The 16,014-nt window shown below is 68.1% G+C and carries 7 protein-coding genes and 4 pseudogenes; 3 read left to right on the forward strand and 8 right to left on the reverse strand.

Features of this window, described 5'->3' with window-relative positions; translation table 11 throughout:
- Positions 1 to 136: 136 nt before the first annotated feature.
- The 6 genes and pseudogenes from ACI2L1_RS41700 to ACI2L1_RS41725 form a co-directional block, all read right to left on the reverse strand.
- Complete coding sequence (locus ACI2L1_RS41700; protein WP_404744692.1) at positions 137 to 1,435, reverse strand: SLC13 family permease; 1,299 nt, start codon at positions 1,433 to 1,435, stop codon at positions 137 to 139.
- 475 nt (positions 1,436 to 1,910) lie between these two features.
- Positions 1,911 to 3,146 (reverse strand): cation:proton antiporter, encoded by a 1,236-nt coding sequence (locus ACI2L1_RS41705; RefSeq protein ID WP_404744693.1) that lies wholly within the window; start codon positions 3,144 to 3,146, stop codon positions 1,911 to 1,913.
- A gap of 165 nt (positions 3,147 to 3,311) precedes the next feature.
- Positions 3,312 to 3,593: an STAS domain-containing protein gene (locus ACI2L1_RS41710; protein WP_404744694.1), complete on the reverse strand. Its 282-nt coding sequence runs from the start codon at positions 3,591 to 3,593 to the stop codon at positions 3,312 to 3,314.
- 317 nt (positions 3,594 to 3,910) lie between these two features.
- Positions 3,911 to 5,160: pseudogene (locus ACI2L1_RS41715) on the reverse strand (cation:proton antiporter).
- A 6-nt stretch (positions 5,161 to 5,166) separates the two neighbouring features.
- Positions 5,167 to 5,427 (reverse strand): annotated as a pseudogene (locus ACI2L1_RS41720) (cation:proton antiporter regulatory subunit); the annotation flags it as partial.
- Positions 5,414 to 5,729, reverse strand: a pseudogene (locus ACI2L1_RS41725) (transposase); the annotation flags it as partial. The pseudogenes ACI2L1_RS41720 and ACI2L1_RS41725, both read right to left, overlap by 14 nt.
- Positions 5,730 to 6,743: 1,014 nt before the next feature.
- Between ACI2L1_RS41725 and ACI2L1_RS41730 the strand changes: the two are divergent.
- Positions 6,744 to 7,382 (forward strand): response regulator, encoded by a 639-nt coding sequence (locus tag ACI2L1_RS41730; RefSeq protein WP_404744695.1) that lies wholly within the window; start codon positions 6,744 to 6,746, stop codon positions 7,380 to 7,382.
- Here ACI2L1_RS41730 and ACI2L1_RS41735 read toward each other — a convergent pair.
- On the reverse strand, positions 7,323 to 8,399 hold the full coding sequence (locus tag ACI2L1_RS41735) for a sensor histidine kinase (RefSeq protein ID WP_404744696.1): 1,077 nt from the start codon (positions 8,397 to 8,399) through the stop codon (positions 7,323 to 7,325). The two genes, ACI2L1_RS41730 and ACI2L1_RS41735, sit on opposite strands and share 60 nt — an antisense overlap.
- 377 nt (positions 8,400 to 8,776) lie before the next feature.
- Here ACI2L1_RS41735 and ACI2L1_RS41740 point away from each other — a divergent pair, with 377 nt between their 5' ends.
- Positions 8,777 to 15,031 (forward strand): DNRLRE domain-containing protein, encoded by a 6,255-nt coding sequence (locus ACI2L1_RS41740; protein WP_404744698.1) that lies wholly within the window; start codon positions 8,777 to 8,779, stop codon positions 15,029 to 15,031.
- A gap of 139 nt (positions 15,032 to 15,170) precedes the next feature.
- Complete coding sequence (locus tag ACI2L1_RS41745) at positions 15,171 to 15,446, forward strand: hypothetical protein (RefSeq protein WP_404744697.1); 276 nt, start codon at positions 15,171 to 15,173, stop codon at positions 15,444 to 15,446.
- A gap of 161 nt (positions 15,447 to 15,607) precedes the next feature.
- Here ACI2L1_RS41745 and ACI2L1_RS41750 read toward each other — a convergent pair.
- Positions 15,608 to 15,919: pseudogene (locus ACI2L1_RS41750) on the reverse strand (transposase); the annotation flags it as partial.
- Positions 15,920 to 16,014: the final 95 nt, after the last annotated feature.

Genomic DNA, 16,014 nt, shown 5'->3' on the forward strand with positions numbered 1-16,014 from the left:
TCCCGAGCCGCACCGGACGGCCGAGGAGCGTGGCCAGGCCGCCGACGGGCTGCTGCGAGTCCCATACGGTCCTGAGGGCGCACTACATATCCGGGTGGAACTTCCGCACATGACCGTGCCGTGCGACTCCTTCACGTCAGGCCGGCGCGAAGTAACGCAGCCACACGTACCCCGCCGACAGCGCGACGGTGACGGCTGTGACGACCAGGCCGTACTTGGTGAACTGCCAGAAGGAGATGGGCTGCCGGTTGCGTTCGGCGATGCCCAGTACGACCACGTTGGCGCTCGCGCCGATGGCGGTGGCGTTGCCGCCGAGGTCCGCGCCGATGGCCAGGGCCCACCACATGACGTGGCCGCCCGAACCGCCCATCGCCTGCACGAGTTCGCTGGTGATCGGCGCCATAGTCGCGACGTAGGGAATGTTGTCCACAATGCCGGACAGCACGGCCGACGCGCCCAGCAGCAGCATCGAGCCGCCGAGTTCGTTATCCCCGATGGCGTCGGCGAGGGCCCTGGAGACCTCGCCGATAACTCCCGTCTCGATCAGACCGCCGATCATGATGAACAAGCCGGCGAAGAATGCCAGGGTGGGCCACTCGACCTCGCCCAGCACCTCGCCGGTCTCCACCGCGGACACCGCGATGAGCAGGCCCGCGCCCAGCAGGGCGACGACGCTGGGCTCGTAATGGAGCACCGGGTGGAGCACGAAACCGACGACGACCAGGGCGAGCACCACGAGCCCTTGAATGAGCAGTCGGCGGTCCTTGATCGCCTCACCCTCCTCCAGTGCCATGACCTCCTCGGCGCGTGCCTCGTCGTAGACGAAGGATTCGCGGAACAGGAAGCGGCACAGGGCGACGAGGACGACGACCAGGACCGCGGCCAGTGGGGCGAGGTGCACGAGGAAGTCGTTGAAGGTGAGGCCGGCCCGGCTGGCGATGATGATGTTGGGGGGGTCGCCGACCAGCGTCGCGATGCCGCCGATGTTGGATGCGAAGACTTCGGCGATCAGGAACGGGGCGGCGGGCAGGGCCAGGCGCTCGCACACCAGCAGGGTGACCGGGGCGATGAGCAGGACCGTGGTGACGTTGTCGAGCAGTGCCGAGGCCGTCGCCGTGATCACGATGAGCATGACCATCACGCGGAAGGGTCTGGCGCGAGCCCGCTTCACCGCCCAGATGGCCAGGTACTCGAACAAGCCGGTCTTCTTCAGCACGCCGACGATCATCATCATGCCCATGAGCAGGAAGATGACGTTCCAGTCGACGCCGGAGTCCTCGGAGAAGAAGGCTGACTTGTCGTCGGTCGCGCCGATCGCGAGCATCAGCGCGGCGCCGCCGAGGGCAGCCCCCACGCGGTGGATCTTCTCGCTGATGATCAGACCGTACGTCGCGACGAAGACGACGATCGCCGCCCAACTCTGCCAGCCGTTCACGTTCCTCCGATGAGTCGTTCCGTCAGGCGGGCGGCCGTCACCGCGCCGACCAGCCAGCTCTGGTCACCGTCGCGCTCGACGACGGTGACCAGCGGGGTGTGCGTGCGCGCCATAAGAGCTGCGATGTGCGGGACACTGGCGTCCGGCCCGACTGCCGGCGGCCGGAACAGGTGGCGCGGCAGCCTCCCCCCTCTCGGCTTCGCTCGACCGGGGGACCCCCATCGCGGCCGTGAGCCCGACGCGCCTGTCCGGTACTTCGTGGAGGTCCCGGTCGTCGAACCCGGTCGCGGGCGGCGGATCCTGCAGTGCGTACTCGGGCACGAGCCGTCCGACGAGCTGCGATCCGGGCCCGACGGCGTACGGCTGGTCGTCACGGTCGACAACCAGCGGTGCGGGCAGCTCGTGCTCGGCCGGCAGCCGGGCCGCGTCGGTGGCGGCGTTGTCGGTGGACACGTGCGGGTAGGGCTCGGCGAGTTCATGCGCCAACACGGCCGGCCTCCTTGGCAGGACGGGGTGCCTCGTCGCCGTCGGGCACACCGACGAGGTCCTCGACGTCGAACATGCGGGCGATCGGCACGTCCGTGGAGCTGTGCGCGATGATCGAGAAGGCGATGCACACGGCGATGAGCGTGAACGCCTCCTCGCCCTGCGGGATCCCGGCCTGCAGTACCAGCAGCCCGTACACGACCGACGCGAAGCCCTTCGGCCCGAACCATGCCGCGACCAGCTTCTCCCTCCGGTCGAACCGGGTACCGACCAGGGACAGGAGCAGAGAGGCCGGGCGGATCAGCACGATGGCCAGGACCACGGCGACGTAGCCGCCGAAGGACAGGTCCCCGAACAGGTGCGGCGTCAGCAGCGCGCCGAACACCAGCAGTGCCGCGAACTTCGCCAGCTCCGCCAGTGCCTCGCCGAGCGGTTCGAACGCTTCCTTGGCCTCCAGCGAGCGCGCGGTGAGTACCGCGCCCGCGGAGAACGCGGCGAGGTAGGGGTTGGCGTGTGTCAGGTGGCAGGCCGCGTAGAGGATCACGCCGATCGCCAGCGGCAGCAGCGGCTGCAGTTTGGGCTCGGCGCCCAGCAGCCGGAACCGGACGAGTTCGATCACCACGAACGGCAGGACGACACCGAACGCCAGCCCGAGGACCAGCTCAAGCGCGATCTTCCCCAGCGACGCCTCGGCGTGCCCGGAGGTCGGCCCGGCCGCGGCGATCAGGATGAGCACGACCGGCAGAGCGAGCCCGTCGTTGATGCCGCTCTCCACGTTCAGCAGCTGCCGCAGCTTCGCCGGGACTTCCTTGCGTCCGACGATCGCCGAGGCGAACACCGGGTCGGTCGGCGCCAGCACGGCGCCGACCAGGAACGACGTCGTCCAGTCCAGGCCCACCAGGTAGTGCGTGATCAGTGCCATGCCGGCGAAAGCGAGCGGCATGCCGAGTCCGAGGGCGCGGGCCGGGTTTCGCCAGTGGGCGCGCAGCTTGGGGAAGCAGACGTGCATGCCGTCGGTGAAGAGCACCGCGAACAGCGCCAGATCGGCTGTCACGGACACGATCTCGCTGTCCGGCGTGATGTGGATCAGCCCGAGGAAACCGTCGCTGACGAGCGCGCCGCCGACCAGGAAGAGAAAGGAGGTGGACAGAACGGTCCGGGCGGCCAGACCTGACAGAAGCACCGCGATGAGCAGTGCCACCCCGAAGACCACAGCGAGCACCATGACCTGAACCCCCGATCAACGAAGAGAGTTGTCCTCACATCGCCGACCAGGCTTCCCGGCACACCGCTGGGAACCCTACACGTTCTTTACGCGGCACTGACAGGTCGCCAGCGCGCACTCTGACGTGCCGGACACTGCCGGGTTCCGGAAAAGCGTCTCGGTCGCCTATGCGCCGTCGTCCGCTCGGGCCACCGGCGCGCGGGTGATGCCGATCCGGCGCAGGACCGACCGTGCCCGGTCGTTCGCATGCGTGATGACCAGCCGTGTGCCGTGCGCCCGCGCGGCGCGAAAGGCCATGAACAAGGCCGCGCAGCCGTCCGGGCTGAGGTGTTTCACGCCAGCGAGATCGATCTCCAGGACGTCAGTGCCGGCGTCGACCAACCTGACCAGGCGGCGACCGGTGGCTTCGGCGTTGCGAGCGTCCAGGTCGCCGCGCAGCCGGACCACCTCGTGTGCGTGCGGGCTGTGCGGCCTGGGCTGTCGACGGTGACGCAAGCGGAAGAAAAGCATGGTGGCTCCGGGGCGGCAGGCGGATATCCGCCGACCAGGCTTCCCGGCACACCTGCTGAAAGCATATGAGGGCCATGGCCGGAGTGCCCGTTCTGCGCCCTCCTTGGTGACGATCGGAATCCTGTGGAGGCGCAAGGAGACACCTGACGGGGGCAAGCGCGTCGGCTTGGTCGCCGGCCCGGGGCGCCGGCCCAGGGCGGCTCCGGCTCTGCCGCCTCACTTCCGTCGTCGAAGGCAGCCCCACGCGCGATCGGTCAGGCGTGGCCGACAGCGTCCTGGTCGTCGATGATCTCGTACTTGTCGGGCGGCGCAGGCGGATTCTCCTGGGTGGGCGGGGCCGGCCGCCGGCGGCGCTGTGTGAACAGGCGGGTGGCCAGGGGCTCGGTGTAGCGGGCGGTGAGGGGGCCGAGGATGACGAGGATCAGGACGTAGGCGGTGGCCAGCGGGCCGAGGGAGGGTTCGATGCTGGCCGTGACGGCGAGCCCGGCGATCACGATGGAGAATTCGCCGCGGGCGACCAGGGTCCCGCCGGCCCGCCACCGCCCCTTGGCTGCGATGCCGGCCTGCTGGGCGGCCCAGTAGCCGGTGGCGATCTTCGTCAGGGCGGTGACAGAGGCCAGGGCGAGAGAGGGCAGCAGGACGGGCGGGATGCTGGCGGGGTCGGTGTGCAGGCCGAAGAAGACGAAGAACACCGCCGCGAACAGGTCCCGCAGCGGGGCCAGCAGACTGTGGGCGCCCTCGGCGACCTCGCCGGACAGGGCGATGCCGACGAGGAAGGCCCCCACCGCGGCGGAGACGTTCAGCTTCTGGGCCAGCCCGGCGATCACCAAGGTCAGCCCCAGCACGACGAGGAGCAGCCTCTCGGGGTCGTCGCTGGAGACGAAGCGGGAGATGTGGCGGCCGTAGCGGACCGCGAGGACCAGGACGAGGACGGCCACGCCGAGCGCGATGGCGAGCGTGACACTGCCTGCGGCCAGGCCGGCGCCGGCCAGCAGGGCGGTGACGGTGGGCAGGTAGACCGTCATGGACAGGTCTTCGAGGACCAGGATGCTCAGGATGGCCGGGGTCTCGCGGTTGCCGAGGCGGCCCAGGTCGCCGAGTACCTTGGCGATGACGCCGGAGGAGGACACCCAGGTGACGCCGGCCAGCACGACCGCCCCCACCGGACCCCAGCCCAGCAGCAGTGCCATCGCCGCGCCGGGAACGGCGTTGAGGGCGGCGTCGATGAGTCCGGCGGGTAGTGGGTCTTGAGGTTGGAGACCAGATCGCTGGCGGTGTACTCCAGCCCCAGCATGAGCAGCAGGATGACGCCGATCTCCGCACCGATGGCGACGAAGTCCTCGCTGGTACCCAGCGGCAGCAGCCCGCCGTTGCCGAAGGCGAGCCCGGCCAGCAGATACAGCGGTATCGGGGAGAACTGGAAGCGTCCGGCGAACCGGCCGAGCAGCCCCAGGCCCAGGATGATGCAGCCGAACTCGATCAGGAAGACGGCGGAGGAGTGCATGACGGGTCACTCCCGCCTGAGTATCGCGGCGGCCGCCTCCACGCCCTCGCGGGTGCCGATGAGGATGAGGGTGTCACCGCCGGCGAGCCGGAAGCCGGGTGTGGGGGAGGGGATCGCCTCGGCCCGGCGCAGCACGGCCACGATGGAGACGCCAGTCTCGGTGCGCATCCGGGTCTCGCCCAGCAGGCGCCCGTTCCAGTGCGATGTGACCGGCAGCTCGATGCGCTCGGCCACGAGCCCCAGGTCCGTGGTGGACAGCAGGCTCGGCCCGCAGCATGCCGACGTCGGCCAGACAGTCGCCGCCGAGTGCGACGGCCAGGGCCACATCCAGCAGGATCTTGCCCGGATCGTGCACGGCCCGCCGCTTGCGCCACGGCGCCAGCGCCGCCGATATCGCGCCGTCCAGGCCGGGACTTGCGGACCGTCTCGACCAGCAGCACGGCCCCGGCCTGGGCCACAACTCCACGGCCGCCGCCCTCGACACGGACACGCGGGTACGACCCGCTACTCTTCTTCACCTGGAGAGTGCTTCTTCCCTTGCAGCTGACAGGACCCTCGACAAGTCCCATCGTTGCAGGTCAGCGGCACTCTCCATTTATTTGATCAAGACTCGGACAGACCCACTCGCGAAAGCGCGAGATTAAGTATAGCGAAAGCCCTTTCCTCGCCAGATCCCCAAAGCGCACTTTGCATCAACATGCTCTATTTTTTTACCAACAATAGAAACCTATCGTTCTGCCCTCGACGCCATGCTCTGGCGCGCCCGGCCAGCACCACGACACGTTCTGTCGTCCCCCGCCATTCACTCTCCCCGCATTGTTGACTGTGCAAGTCGGAGGGGGAGCGACGTGAGTCATGGGTGAGCTTGCAGCTCTGCGAATTTACCAAACTACGCAAAAGCATAGTAAGCAGGAGGGGTCTTCCGATCACATGCAGCGAGCCGACTCGCGGGCGCAGAGCATCACTCGTCTACTCTGTACCGCTCCTCGCCTTCGGCCGAGACCGCACCGGCCGCAGCGAGGGTGCCCATCGCGGTTGCCTCGAGCAATGCCGCCGTGGGGGACAGTGGCCTATCGGCGAGGCGGCCGTGAACGTCCGTCCAGACGGTGATGTGGGTACCGGCCGCGGTGCCGGGCCTGACCATGGTGAGTCCTGTGTGTCTGGCTCCGTCGGAGCCAGACCACCGCACGGTGACCCGTACGGGGACACCGTCGGCGCCGTGTACCGCCGCATGGCCCTTGGCATCCTGCAGGACCTCGGCCTGAACCTGAACCGGCTGCCGCTCGGTCCGCTGCCGAGACAGACTGCCGCCGTCGCGATGCCGTGCTCAGCCCGGCCAGGAGGCCGCCTGCCACCGCGCACAGCCACGCGGCGAGGAGAAGCCACGCCTCGAAGACGTCGATGCGCCGCTTCAGTGAGTTTCGCCGCCACCGCATCGTTGCCCGAGCTGTCCTCCCCATCGGCCTCCACCACCTCAACCGAGAGCACCGACTCGCATCTGCGTTCAGTGTGCCCGCATGCCCTGGCTGGGACTCTGCCGCACTCCGGCAAACAAATGAAGCGAACGCTGCCGAGGTCGGGCAATGCGCTCACGCAAAGCGCGCTGGACGATTCAGATCGTGATCAAGGTCCTCGTCGTGGAAGACATGCAGGTGGTCCGGGCAGGCCTTGTCGCTCTTCTCGACGGAGAGTTCGGCATGGAGGTCGTGGCCCAGACAGCCGACGCGGCCGACGCCTTGAAGGCCATCGCACATGTGACTCCGGATGTCGCCCTGCTCGACATCGATCTGCCGGGCATGGACGGGCTGACTCTGGCGCGTGAGTTGGCCGACCGCGCGCCGGCCTGCCGCACCGTCATGCTCACGGCTCTGGATCGGCCCGGCCACGTGCGGCGCGCCTTGGACGCGGGGGCGTCGGGGTATCTGCTGAAGAGCATCTCGCCGAAGGGACTCGCCGAGACGGTACGCACGGTGGCGGCCGGCGGCCGGGTGATCGAGCCGCCGGAGCTTGCCGACTCGGCGGAATCAGTGACTCCGCTGACCTCGCGCGAGGCGGAGGTACTCAGGCTGGCAGCGAGTGGTGCGGACACGAGGGCGATCGCCGGCGATCTGTTCCTGAGCGTGGGCACCGTACGCAATCGACTCTCGGCCGCCGTGGGGAAGTTACACGCCCGCACCCTGGTGGACGCGATTCGTATCGCCGAGCGCCACGGCTGGATCTAGGGGGAGTTCGGCGGTCAGGACGAAGTGCCCGCCACAGGATCTCGTGCCGAGGGTTCCGCTCATTGCCAGGACTCGGAACCGCATGTTCACCAGTCCACTGCCTGGTTCCGCGTCTTCCCTGCTCGGCAGTACGCCGTCGTTGTCGATGGACAGCCGTAGCCGGGAGGCGTGGATCGTCACCTCGATTTCGCAACGGGACGCCTGGCTGTGCTGCAGCACGTTCCCGATGCCCTCGCGCAGGACGGCACTCATGCAAGTGGCCGTGGGCCCGCCGAGATCCAGCTGGGCCGGCAGTGTTGTGCGCGTGACGATTCCCGCACGGGACAACATGTTCTGGGCGTGCGCGACTTCCGTGTGCAGATGGGCGGCGGCGGCCCGATGGCTCGTGATGCCTCGAATCTCCCGGTGGGTGCGTCGTGCCAGCGTCGCGATGTCGGTCAGTGCCTGACGGGCTGGCGTGGTGCTTGCAGTTCGGGCGAGGGCTTGCTCGCTCTGCACGGCGATCGAGACAAGTGACGAACCCACCAGGTCATGCAGGTCCTGGGCGATGCGGACCCGTTCGCGGTGCTCACCGAGCCGTGCCGCCTGACTGTGCGAGGCCTGAAGCCGCGCGGCGAGCAGGGTGAGGTGGACCACGGCGTACACGCTGCTGCCGGTGACGACGGTGGACACCAGCACGCTGACGCCGCCGCGTTGCGCGGTCACCAGACTGCTGTTGACGAGCAGCGGGCCGCTCGCTGCCACGGCAGCCGCGATGACGATCGAAGCCGGACGCGGCACCGTGAGCAGCACGGCACCTGCGAGAAAGCCGAGGAGGCTGAGCCAGGAGTACTCGAAGACAAGGACCGGTACGTAGGTGAGCACCGCCTGCAGACCAAGCAGCCCCCAGCGCCATCGGTAGGGAAGACGGTACGGAGGGGGTGAGTACTGCCCGAGCAGCACGCCGGGCAGCACGATCATCAATATCGTCCCGGTGATCAGTGATCCCTTGCTGAGAGGTTGCGCCAGCACGTCCACGGCCAGGAGGGTGAGTGTCCCTGCGACCAGGACTGTCAGCGACAGCGACGCGACTTTGGTCGCCTGAGTCATCCTCATGAGAGGTCCCACACCGTTCCCCCGTTTCACGGTCGGCGCTCTTGGTTCTCCGGGCGTGCCCGGTGAAGAGCGCACCTCACCGTCAACGTACGACCGTGGCGCAGAGCAAAGGGTTGTGCACGGAACTGGTGAAGATCTCACTTCTTTCGTGACCACAGAAGTGGTCGGATCGGGCGCCCCCATGTCCTGACCCACGAGGGATGCCATCGATGAGACACGCCGTGCCCCGAACGCGGGGCTCTGTGCTCGCTTTCCACCGCCGCAGACGCGCTTTGCCACGGATTGCTGCGGCTGCCGCGATGCTGCTGGCCGCCGAAACAGCCCTCCTGGTCGCCAACACAGGCGACGTTGTTGCGCTCAACCTCGCTGCTCAGCCTCAGCAGGTGAAGGAAGCCAAGCCGAAGAAGCCGACCGCAAATCAGGCCGACGACATACCGTCGGCCCGCATCGCCGCCCGGCTGTACGGGCACCGTGTGGAGGCCCTGAGCGAGCGCACCGAGACGTCGACCACCTGGGCCAACAAGGACGGCAGTCTGACCACAGAGATGGCCGCAGGGCCGGTCCGGTTCCAACGGGACGGCCAGTGGACCGACGTCGATGTCGAGCTGCGGGAAGTCGCCGGAGGCGTCGAGCCGAAAGCGCATCCCGATGGGCTGCGGCTGGCAGGGAAAACCGGAACGCCCGCCACGTCGCTGAAGACCGCGCGTGAGGCCAAGGCAACCGACCTGGTCACGCTCGGCGAGGGCGACCAGCAGATCACCCTGCAGTGGAAGGGCGGCCTGCCGAAGCCGAAGCTCGACGGAACGCGTGCCGAGTACGTCAACGCCGTACCCGGCGCGGACGTGGTCGTGGAGGCCACACGTACCGGCTTCGAGCAGTACGTCGAGATCAAGGAGCGCCCCGCCGCAGGCGATTACTCCTACACGCTGCCGCTGAAGGCCAAGGGCCTGAAGGCGAAGCAACTCAAAGACGGCAGCGTGCTGTTCACCGACAAGAAGAACAAGAAGCGCGCCGTCATGCCGGCCCCCGTGATGTGGGACGCCACCGTCGACAAGCGGTCCGGTGAGCACACCAACCGAGCCAAGGTGGGCCTGAAGGTCGTCCAAAAGGGCTCGTCGGTCGACCTGGTGATCACCCCGGACACGAAGTTCCTCGCGGACCCGGAGACCACCTACCCGGTCACCGTCGACCCCTCGACGTCGTCGCTGTCCAACGTCTTCGACACCTATGTGCAGCAGGGCGAGACGGTGGACTGGTCCGCCGACACGGAACTGGACTTCGGCAATCCCGGTACGAAGAACGCGGACGGCACGCCGCGCACGGCGCAGTCCTTCATCTCCTGGAACACCTCGCCGATCCAGGACGCGCTGATCCTCGACGCGAAGCTGTCCCTGTGGAACTTCCACTCGGGCAACACCGACTGCAAGCTCTACCCGTGGGAGGTGTGGTCCTCCGCGGCCGCATCCACCTCCAGCCGGTGGACCAACCGCCCGACGATGTCGGCGAAGAAGGCCACCTCCACCGAGACCCGCGGCAACGCCGGGTGCACCACGCAGCCCGACGGCTGGATCAACGCCGGCGTGACGACCCTGGTGCAGGAGTGGGCCTCCGCCAAGGCCACCCGCGGCCACATGGGTATCCGCGCCACGGACGAATCGATCGTGGCGCAGTGGAAGCGGGTCAACTCCGCCAACGCGGCCTCCAACCCGCCGAAGCTGGTGGTGAACTACAACTACCGGCCGCGCACCGGCACCAAGCAGGAGGCCGGACCTCCGTACTTCTCCTACAGCGGCGCCTACGTCGTGGACACCACGACACCGACCCTGCGGGACACCTTCGTCGACGCCAACGGCGACAAGGTCAACGGCACGTTCGAAGTGCGAGACTCGGTGACCGACACAAAGGTCGGCGAATACCTCGTCTCCCCGTGGGTGCCCTCCGGCCAGGTCGCCGAGGTCACGGTCGCGGCAGGCGTACTGACCGACGGCAAGACGTACAAGTTCCGTACGTCGCCGTACGACGGTACCCACTTCAACCTCGGCTGGTCGGAGTGGAAGACGTTCACCGTCGACACCAAGGCACCCTCTGCCCCCACCCAGATCACATCGACGGACTACCCGTCGAGCCAGTGGGTCAAGGGGGCAGGACAGGCCGGCACCTTCACCGTCACGCCTCCCGCCGCGGATCACAACTGGCTGGAGTGGTCGCTGGACGGAGTGACCTGGACCAAGGTGGCCACCGGCGGCTCCACCGCGAACAAGGCCCTGTCCATCACTCCGCCGAAGGACGGCACCCAGACCCTGCAGGTGCGCTCCGTCGACAAGGCGGACAACAAGTCCGAACCCGCAAGCTACACCTTCCATGTCGGCCCCGGAGGCTTCATCCAGCCGGCCGACGGTGAGCGCACCGCGCGGCGCCTCCCGTTGGTCGCCGAGGCGGAGGCGGGCAAGTACGACGCCGTCTCCTTCTCCTGGCGCCGCTCCGAAGCCGACGAGTGGGTGAAGATCCCCGCAGGTGATGTCACCTCCGGCGGCACCGCGCTCACGGCATGGCCTGTGCCGCTGACGAACGGCAAGAACGCCGCGCTCGTGTGGAACACCACGAACACCGTCGATCCGGACGGCTCCATCCAGATCAAGGCTGACTTCACTGGCCCGGGCGGCGCCTCCGGCGCGACGCAGCCCCTTGCCGTCGTGGTCGACCGCAACGCCGACGACGCCGCCGCCGGTGAGGCCGGGCCCGGCTCGCTGAACCTCCTCACCGGCGACTACACCCTGTCCGGCACCGACGTGTCCGTACTCGACATGACGGTGACCCGCAGCGCGTCCTCCCGTACCCCGCAGGCCGGTGCGGCACAGGACGGACAGGCCGCGATCTTCGGCAAGGAGTGGGTGGCCGGCACGACCGCGCAGGCCGTCAAGTCCGACTACTCGGAGCTGCGGAAGACCTCGGCGTCCTCACTCGACATCGTCACCGCCGACGGCGAGACGATCGCCTTCTCCGCCAACTCGGCCAAGACCGGCTGGATCCCCGAACCGGGCGCGGAAGACCTGACGCTGAAGGGCACTTTCACCACCGGCGACTTCACCCTCTCCAACACCGAGGGCAGCGTCACCACCTTCAGCCGGGTCAACTCCTCCGCCACCGCCTGGACCGTTTCCCGGTCCCTGGTCGACGGCCAGGCCAACTCGACGACCGAGGTCATCTCCGAGGCGGTCACCGTCGACGGCAAGGTTCTCGCCCGTCCCAAGCGCGTGATCGCCGCCACCAGCGCAGTAACGCTGGGAACCTGCGAGGCATCCCCGGCGACCCGGGGATGCCGCGTCCTGGAGTTCGTCTACGCGTCCTCGACCACCGCCACCTCCACGGCCTTCGGGAACGTGAAGGACCAGGTGTCCGAGATCCGCGCATGGGCGACCACCCCCGGTGCCACCGCGTCCACCGCGACGCCCGTGGCGAAGTACTCCTACGACGACACCGGGCGCCTGCGCGAGACGTGGGACCCCAGGGTCTCCCCGGCGCTGAAGACGACGTACGCCTACGACTCCGCCGGCCACGTCACCCAGTTCACGCCGCCGGGCCAGCTGGCCTGGACGTTCACCTACGGCAAGGTCGGCACCGATCCGGTGTCCGGCGAGGGCATGCTGCTCAAGGCATCCCGTCCGACGCTCAAGGCAGGCTCCGCCAGTGAACTGGACGGCGGCACGGCCCAGACGTCGGTCGTCTACGGCGTACCGCTCACCGGCACCAAGGCCCCCCAGGCCATGGGAAGCGCCGATGTCGCGGCATGGGGACAGCTCGATGCTCCCTCGGACGCCACCGCGGTCTTCCCGACGGGCTCGGTCCCGGCCTCGAACAGCGGCGCCTCGCTCGCAGCGGGCGACTACGGGCGGGCCATGGTGCACTACCTCAACGCCTCCGGGCGTGAGGTCAACACCCTGGACCCGGCCAAGAACATCACCACCACCGAGTACGACCAGTTCGGCAACGCGGTGCGGGAGCTGTCCGCGGCCAACCGCGCGCTGGCCCTGGGCACGACCGACGCCGACAAAGCCCAGCTGGCCGACCTCGGGATCGCGGGCCTTCCGGCGGCGGAGCGTGCTGAGCTGCTGTCCAACCGCGGTATCTACAACGCCGACGGTTCCCGTGAAGTGGAGACTCTCGGCCCACTGCACCGGGTCGTCCTGGACACCGAGCTGAAGGACGGCACCACCACCGTGCTGGCCGTGGGCGACCAGGCGATCGTGCGCCACCGCGTGGTGAGCGAGTACGACGCGGGCCGCCCGACCGACGGCACAGCGACAGTCTCCGACAAGGTCACCAAGCGCACCGAAGGCGCCCAGCCACGGAACTGGCCGACGCTCATGGCCGATGCCAGGGTCACCCAGACGGCTTACGACTGGGTGGTGGGCGAGCCCACCAGCACCATTCAGGACCCGGGCGGCCTGGCCATCACCGAGAAGGCCACATACGACGCCGCCGGGCGCCAGATCACCCGCAGCCTGCCCGCCTCGAGCGGATCCGACGCCGGCACGCTGATCACGGATTACTACACGGGCGACGGCACCGGCGTCTGCAGTGGCCGTCCCGAGTGGGCCGATGAAGTGTGCCGCACGCGGCCGGCCGCAGCGATCACCGGAGGGGGCTCCAACCCGACCCAGCTGGCGACCACGACCGCCGAATACGACCGGTGGGTCGAGACCTCCAAGCTCACGGAGACCGCCAATGGTTCCACCCGGGTCAAGACCACCGAATACGACGATGCCGGCCGCACGAAGACGGTGACGGTCACCGGGGGCATCGGCACTGCCATCCCCGCAGTCACTACGACGTACGACCCGGTCAGCGGCAAGGTGGCCGAGGTCACCTCCACCGGCGGAGGAACGGTCAAGAAGGCGTACGACCAGCTCGGCCGCCTCATCTCCTACACCGACGCCGACGGAGGTGTCACCACCAGCCAGTACGACGCCGAGGGCCACGCGGTCCTCGTCAGCGACAACGTGCCGTCCAGCACGAGTTACGCGTACGACGCGAGCGTCGACCCCCGCGGTCTGCCCACGTCGATCACGGACTCCGTGGCGGGCACGTTCAGCGTGCGCTACGACGCCGACGGGCAGGTGCGCTCGCAGAAGTTGCCGGGTGGCTACACCATGAGCCAGAGCACCAACCCGGCCGGCATGGCCATGGAGCGGACGTACACCCGGGACAGTGACGGTGAGGTGCTCTTCTCCGAGACCCTCATCCCCACCGTCCACGGTCAGCGTTCCTCCTACACCGGCTCGTCGGGCCAGACGTCCAGCCAGACCTACCGCTACGACAAGGTCGGACGGTTGATCCGGGCGGAGGACGACACCGTCGACAGTGTCTGCGTCACCCGCAGCTACACCTTCGACCAGAACTCCAACCGCAAGACCCTGGCCACGGCGGCGGCCACGCCCGGCCTGGCCTGCACCACAACTGGCGCGACGACAACCAGCCACACCTACGACAGCGCCGACCGCCTGGCGGACTCCGGCTACACCTACGACGCCTTCGGCCGCACCTCCGCGGCGCCCGGCACCACGCTGGCCTACTACACCAACGACCTGGTGCGCCAGCAGACCTCGGGCACCCAGCGGCAGACCTGGACCCTCGACTCCCAGCTGCGCTTCCGTGGCTGGACCGTGGAATCCAACGCCTCCGGCACCTGGACACAGACCCAGTCCAAGCTCAACCACTACAGCTCCGACGCGGACACCCCGCGCTGGACCGTGGAGGACACCGCCACCGGCGCGGTCACCCGCAACGTGAACGGATTCGACGGTCAACTGGTGGCGACCACCGCCAAGACCGGCTCGACCGTCCTGCAACTGGTCAACCTGCACGGCGACGTGGTGATGCAACTGCCCACCACGGCCGGCCAGGCTCCCACCGTGCTCACCACCGACGAGTACGGAAACCGCACCAACACCTCCACCACGGTTCGCTACGGCTGGCACGGCGGCATGCACCGGTCCGGGGAGACCCTCACCGGCCTCACCCTGATGGGCGTTCGCCTGTACAACCCGGCGACCGGCCGCTTCCTGTCCGCCGATCCGATACCCGGCGGCAGCTGCAACGCCTACGAGTACGCATGCGCCGACCCCGTCAACAACGACGACGTCACAGGCTGCGCGACCTGCCGCGTGCCCAAGCACGCCTGGACCGGCCGCAGCTACACCACGGTCCTGCGCACCACCCGCTGGAGCTATAGCGGCTGGCAGAACGTCAACTGGCACTGGTACATGGACATCCTGAGCGGTGACTACGGGCCGGTGCCCATCAGCGCGTGGAAGCGGCAGTACCGCTACCGCAAGCAGTACATCTTCAAGTGCAAGGTCGTGGCCTGGTACGGCTGGGGCAGGCAGAAGATCCTGGCGACCTTCGAAACGCACTGGCAGTACTCCTACCGTGACCGCACGACGTACCGGATCAAATGGACCGGTATCAAGTGGACGCGCACCGGAGGCTGGAGCTGGACGAGAACATCGTGGCGCTACGTGTCCAGCTACCGCATCGTCTACACAAAGGGCTGACATCCAGGGCCTGATCTGTAGCGCATAAGGTGGTGCCCCACGACATCGGTCGCGGGGCACCACCTCCTTTGTCCCACCCATTGCCGCAGGTCGTTTTTTCATCAATTCGACCTTGGCCGCTTTTGTGGAGATACCTCGCATGCTTCCCGCAGTGATCGCTTTCGGGATCGCCTTCTTCTGCCTCACCCTGTGGTGCTCAGTCACTGTCGCCCGGATCCGGGACATCCCGACCTGGCGCAGGTTCCTGCCCATTTCCCTTTTCCTGATCGCTGCCGCAGCCAGTCTGCTGCGGGCGTTCGACATCCCGGAGGTGGCGAACGCCATCGCCTTTCCCTTGAACCTGGCAGTCGTTCTGCTCTCCTTCCGAGAGATTCGCGGTAACCGCCGCAGGCGCGAACTCGGCCCTTCCGTCTAGCCTCGATCTTGCGTGACGGTCTGCCGACGGAGTCGGCGGACCGTTTTTCATTCCCTGCGGGATGATGGGCAGGCCGATGGCCCGACTCTCGTGTCGGGTGCGCGCCGGGTTCCACTGCTCCGGGCTGGTGGTGCTGCTCGTTGGGACGGGAAACCTGCTGGTCATCCGGGGTTCGGCAGTTGGGCGAGCCGTTCGAGGGCGGCGGTGATGTGGCTGGCCCAGGGCCAGTGCCGAGCGAGGCGGAGGATGCGTCGGCGGCCGGTGGCGCCGAGTTGTCCGGCCGCGGTAAACAGACGGAGTCGCAGACGGCGGGGCTCCCAGCACCTTGCCTTGCCGGTCAGGGCGAGCATGGGCATCCAGGCCAGCAGGTCGAGGGCGATCTGCACGATCTCCAGCCAGATCTGGTTCTGGGCGATGTGGTGCAGGGGGAGGTTGCGCAGGCCGGTGGACCTGGCGGCCCGGATGCGGTCCTCCTGTGGCGATCATGGTCAATCGGGCGGTGCTGGCGCATCGGCTGTTCACGGGGGTTTCTCGGCGTCATATCGCCCGCCTGGTTGAGGAGTTGGCG

It is taken from the genome of Streptomyces sp. NPDC019531, assembly GCF_044903305.1.
Lineage (GTDB): Bacteria > Actinomycetota > Actinomycetes > Streptomycetales > Streptomycetaceae > Streptomyces.

Bases quoted from the DNA above. Each gene is read 5' to 3' on its own strand.
- ACI2L1_RS41705 (WP_404744693.1), bottom strand. From the start codon at position 3,146: ATGGTGCTCGCTGTGGTCTTCGGGGTGGCACTGCTCATCGCGGTGCTT.
- ACI2L1_RS41730 (WP_404744695.1), top strand. From the start codon at position 6,744: ATGCGCTCACGCAAAGCGCGCTGGACGATTCAGATCGTGATCAAGGTC.
- ACI2L1_RS41740 (WP_404744698.1), top strand. From the start codon at position 8,777: ATGCTGCTGGCCGCCGAAACAGCCCTCCTGGTCGCCAACACAGGCGAC.
- ACI2L1_RS41745 (WP_404744697.1), top strand. From the start codon at position 15,171: ATGCTTCCCGCAGTGATCGCTTTCGGGATCGCCTTCTTCTGCCTCACC.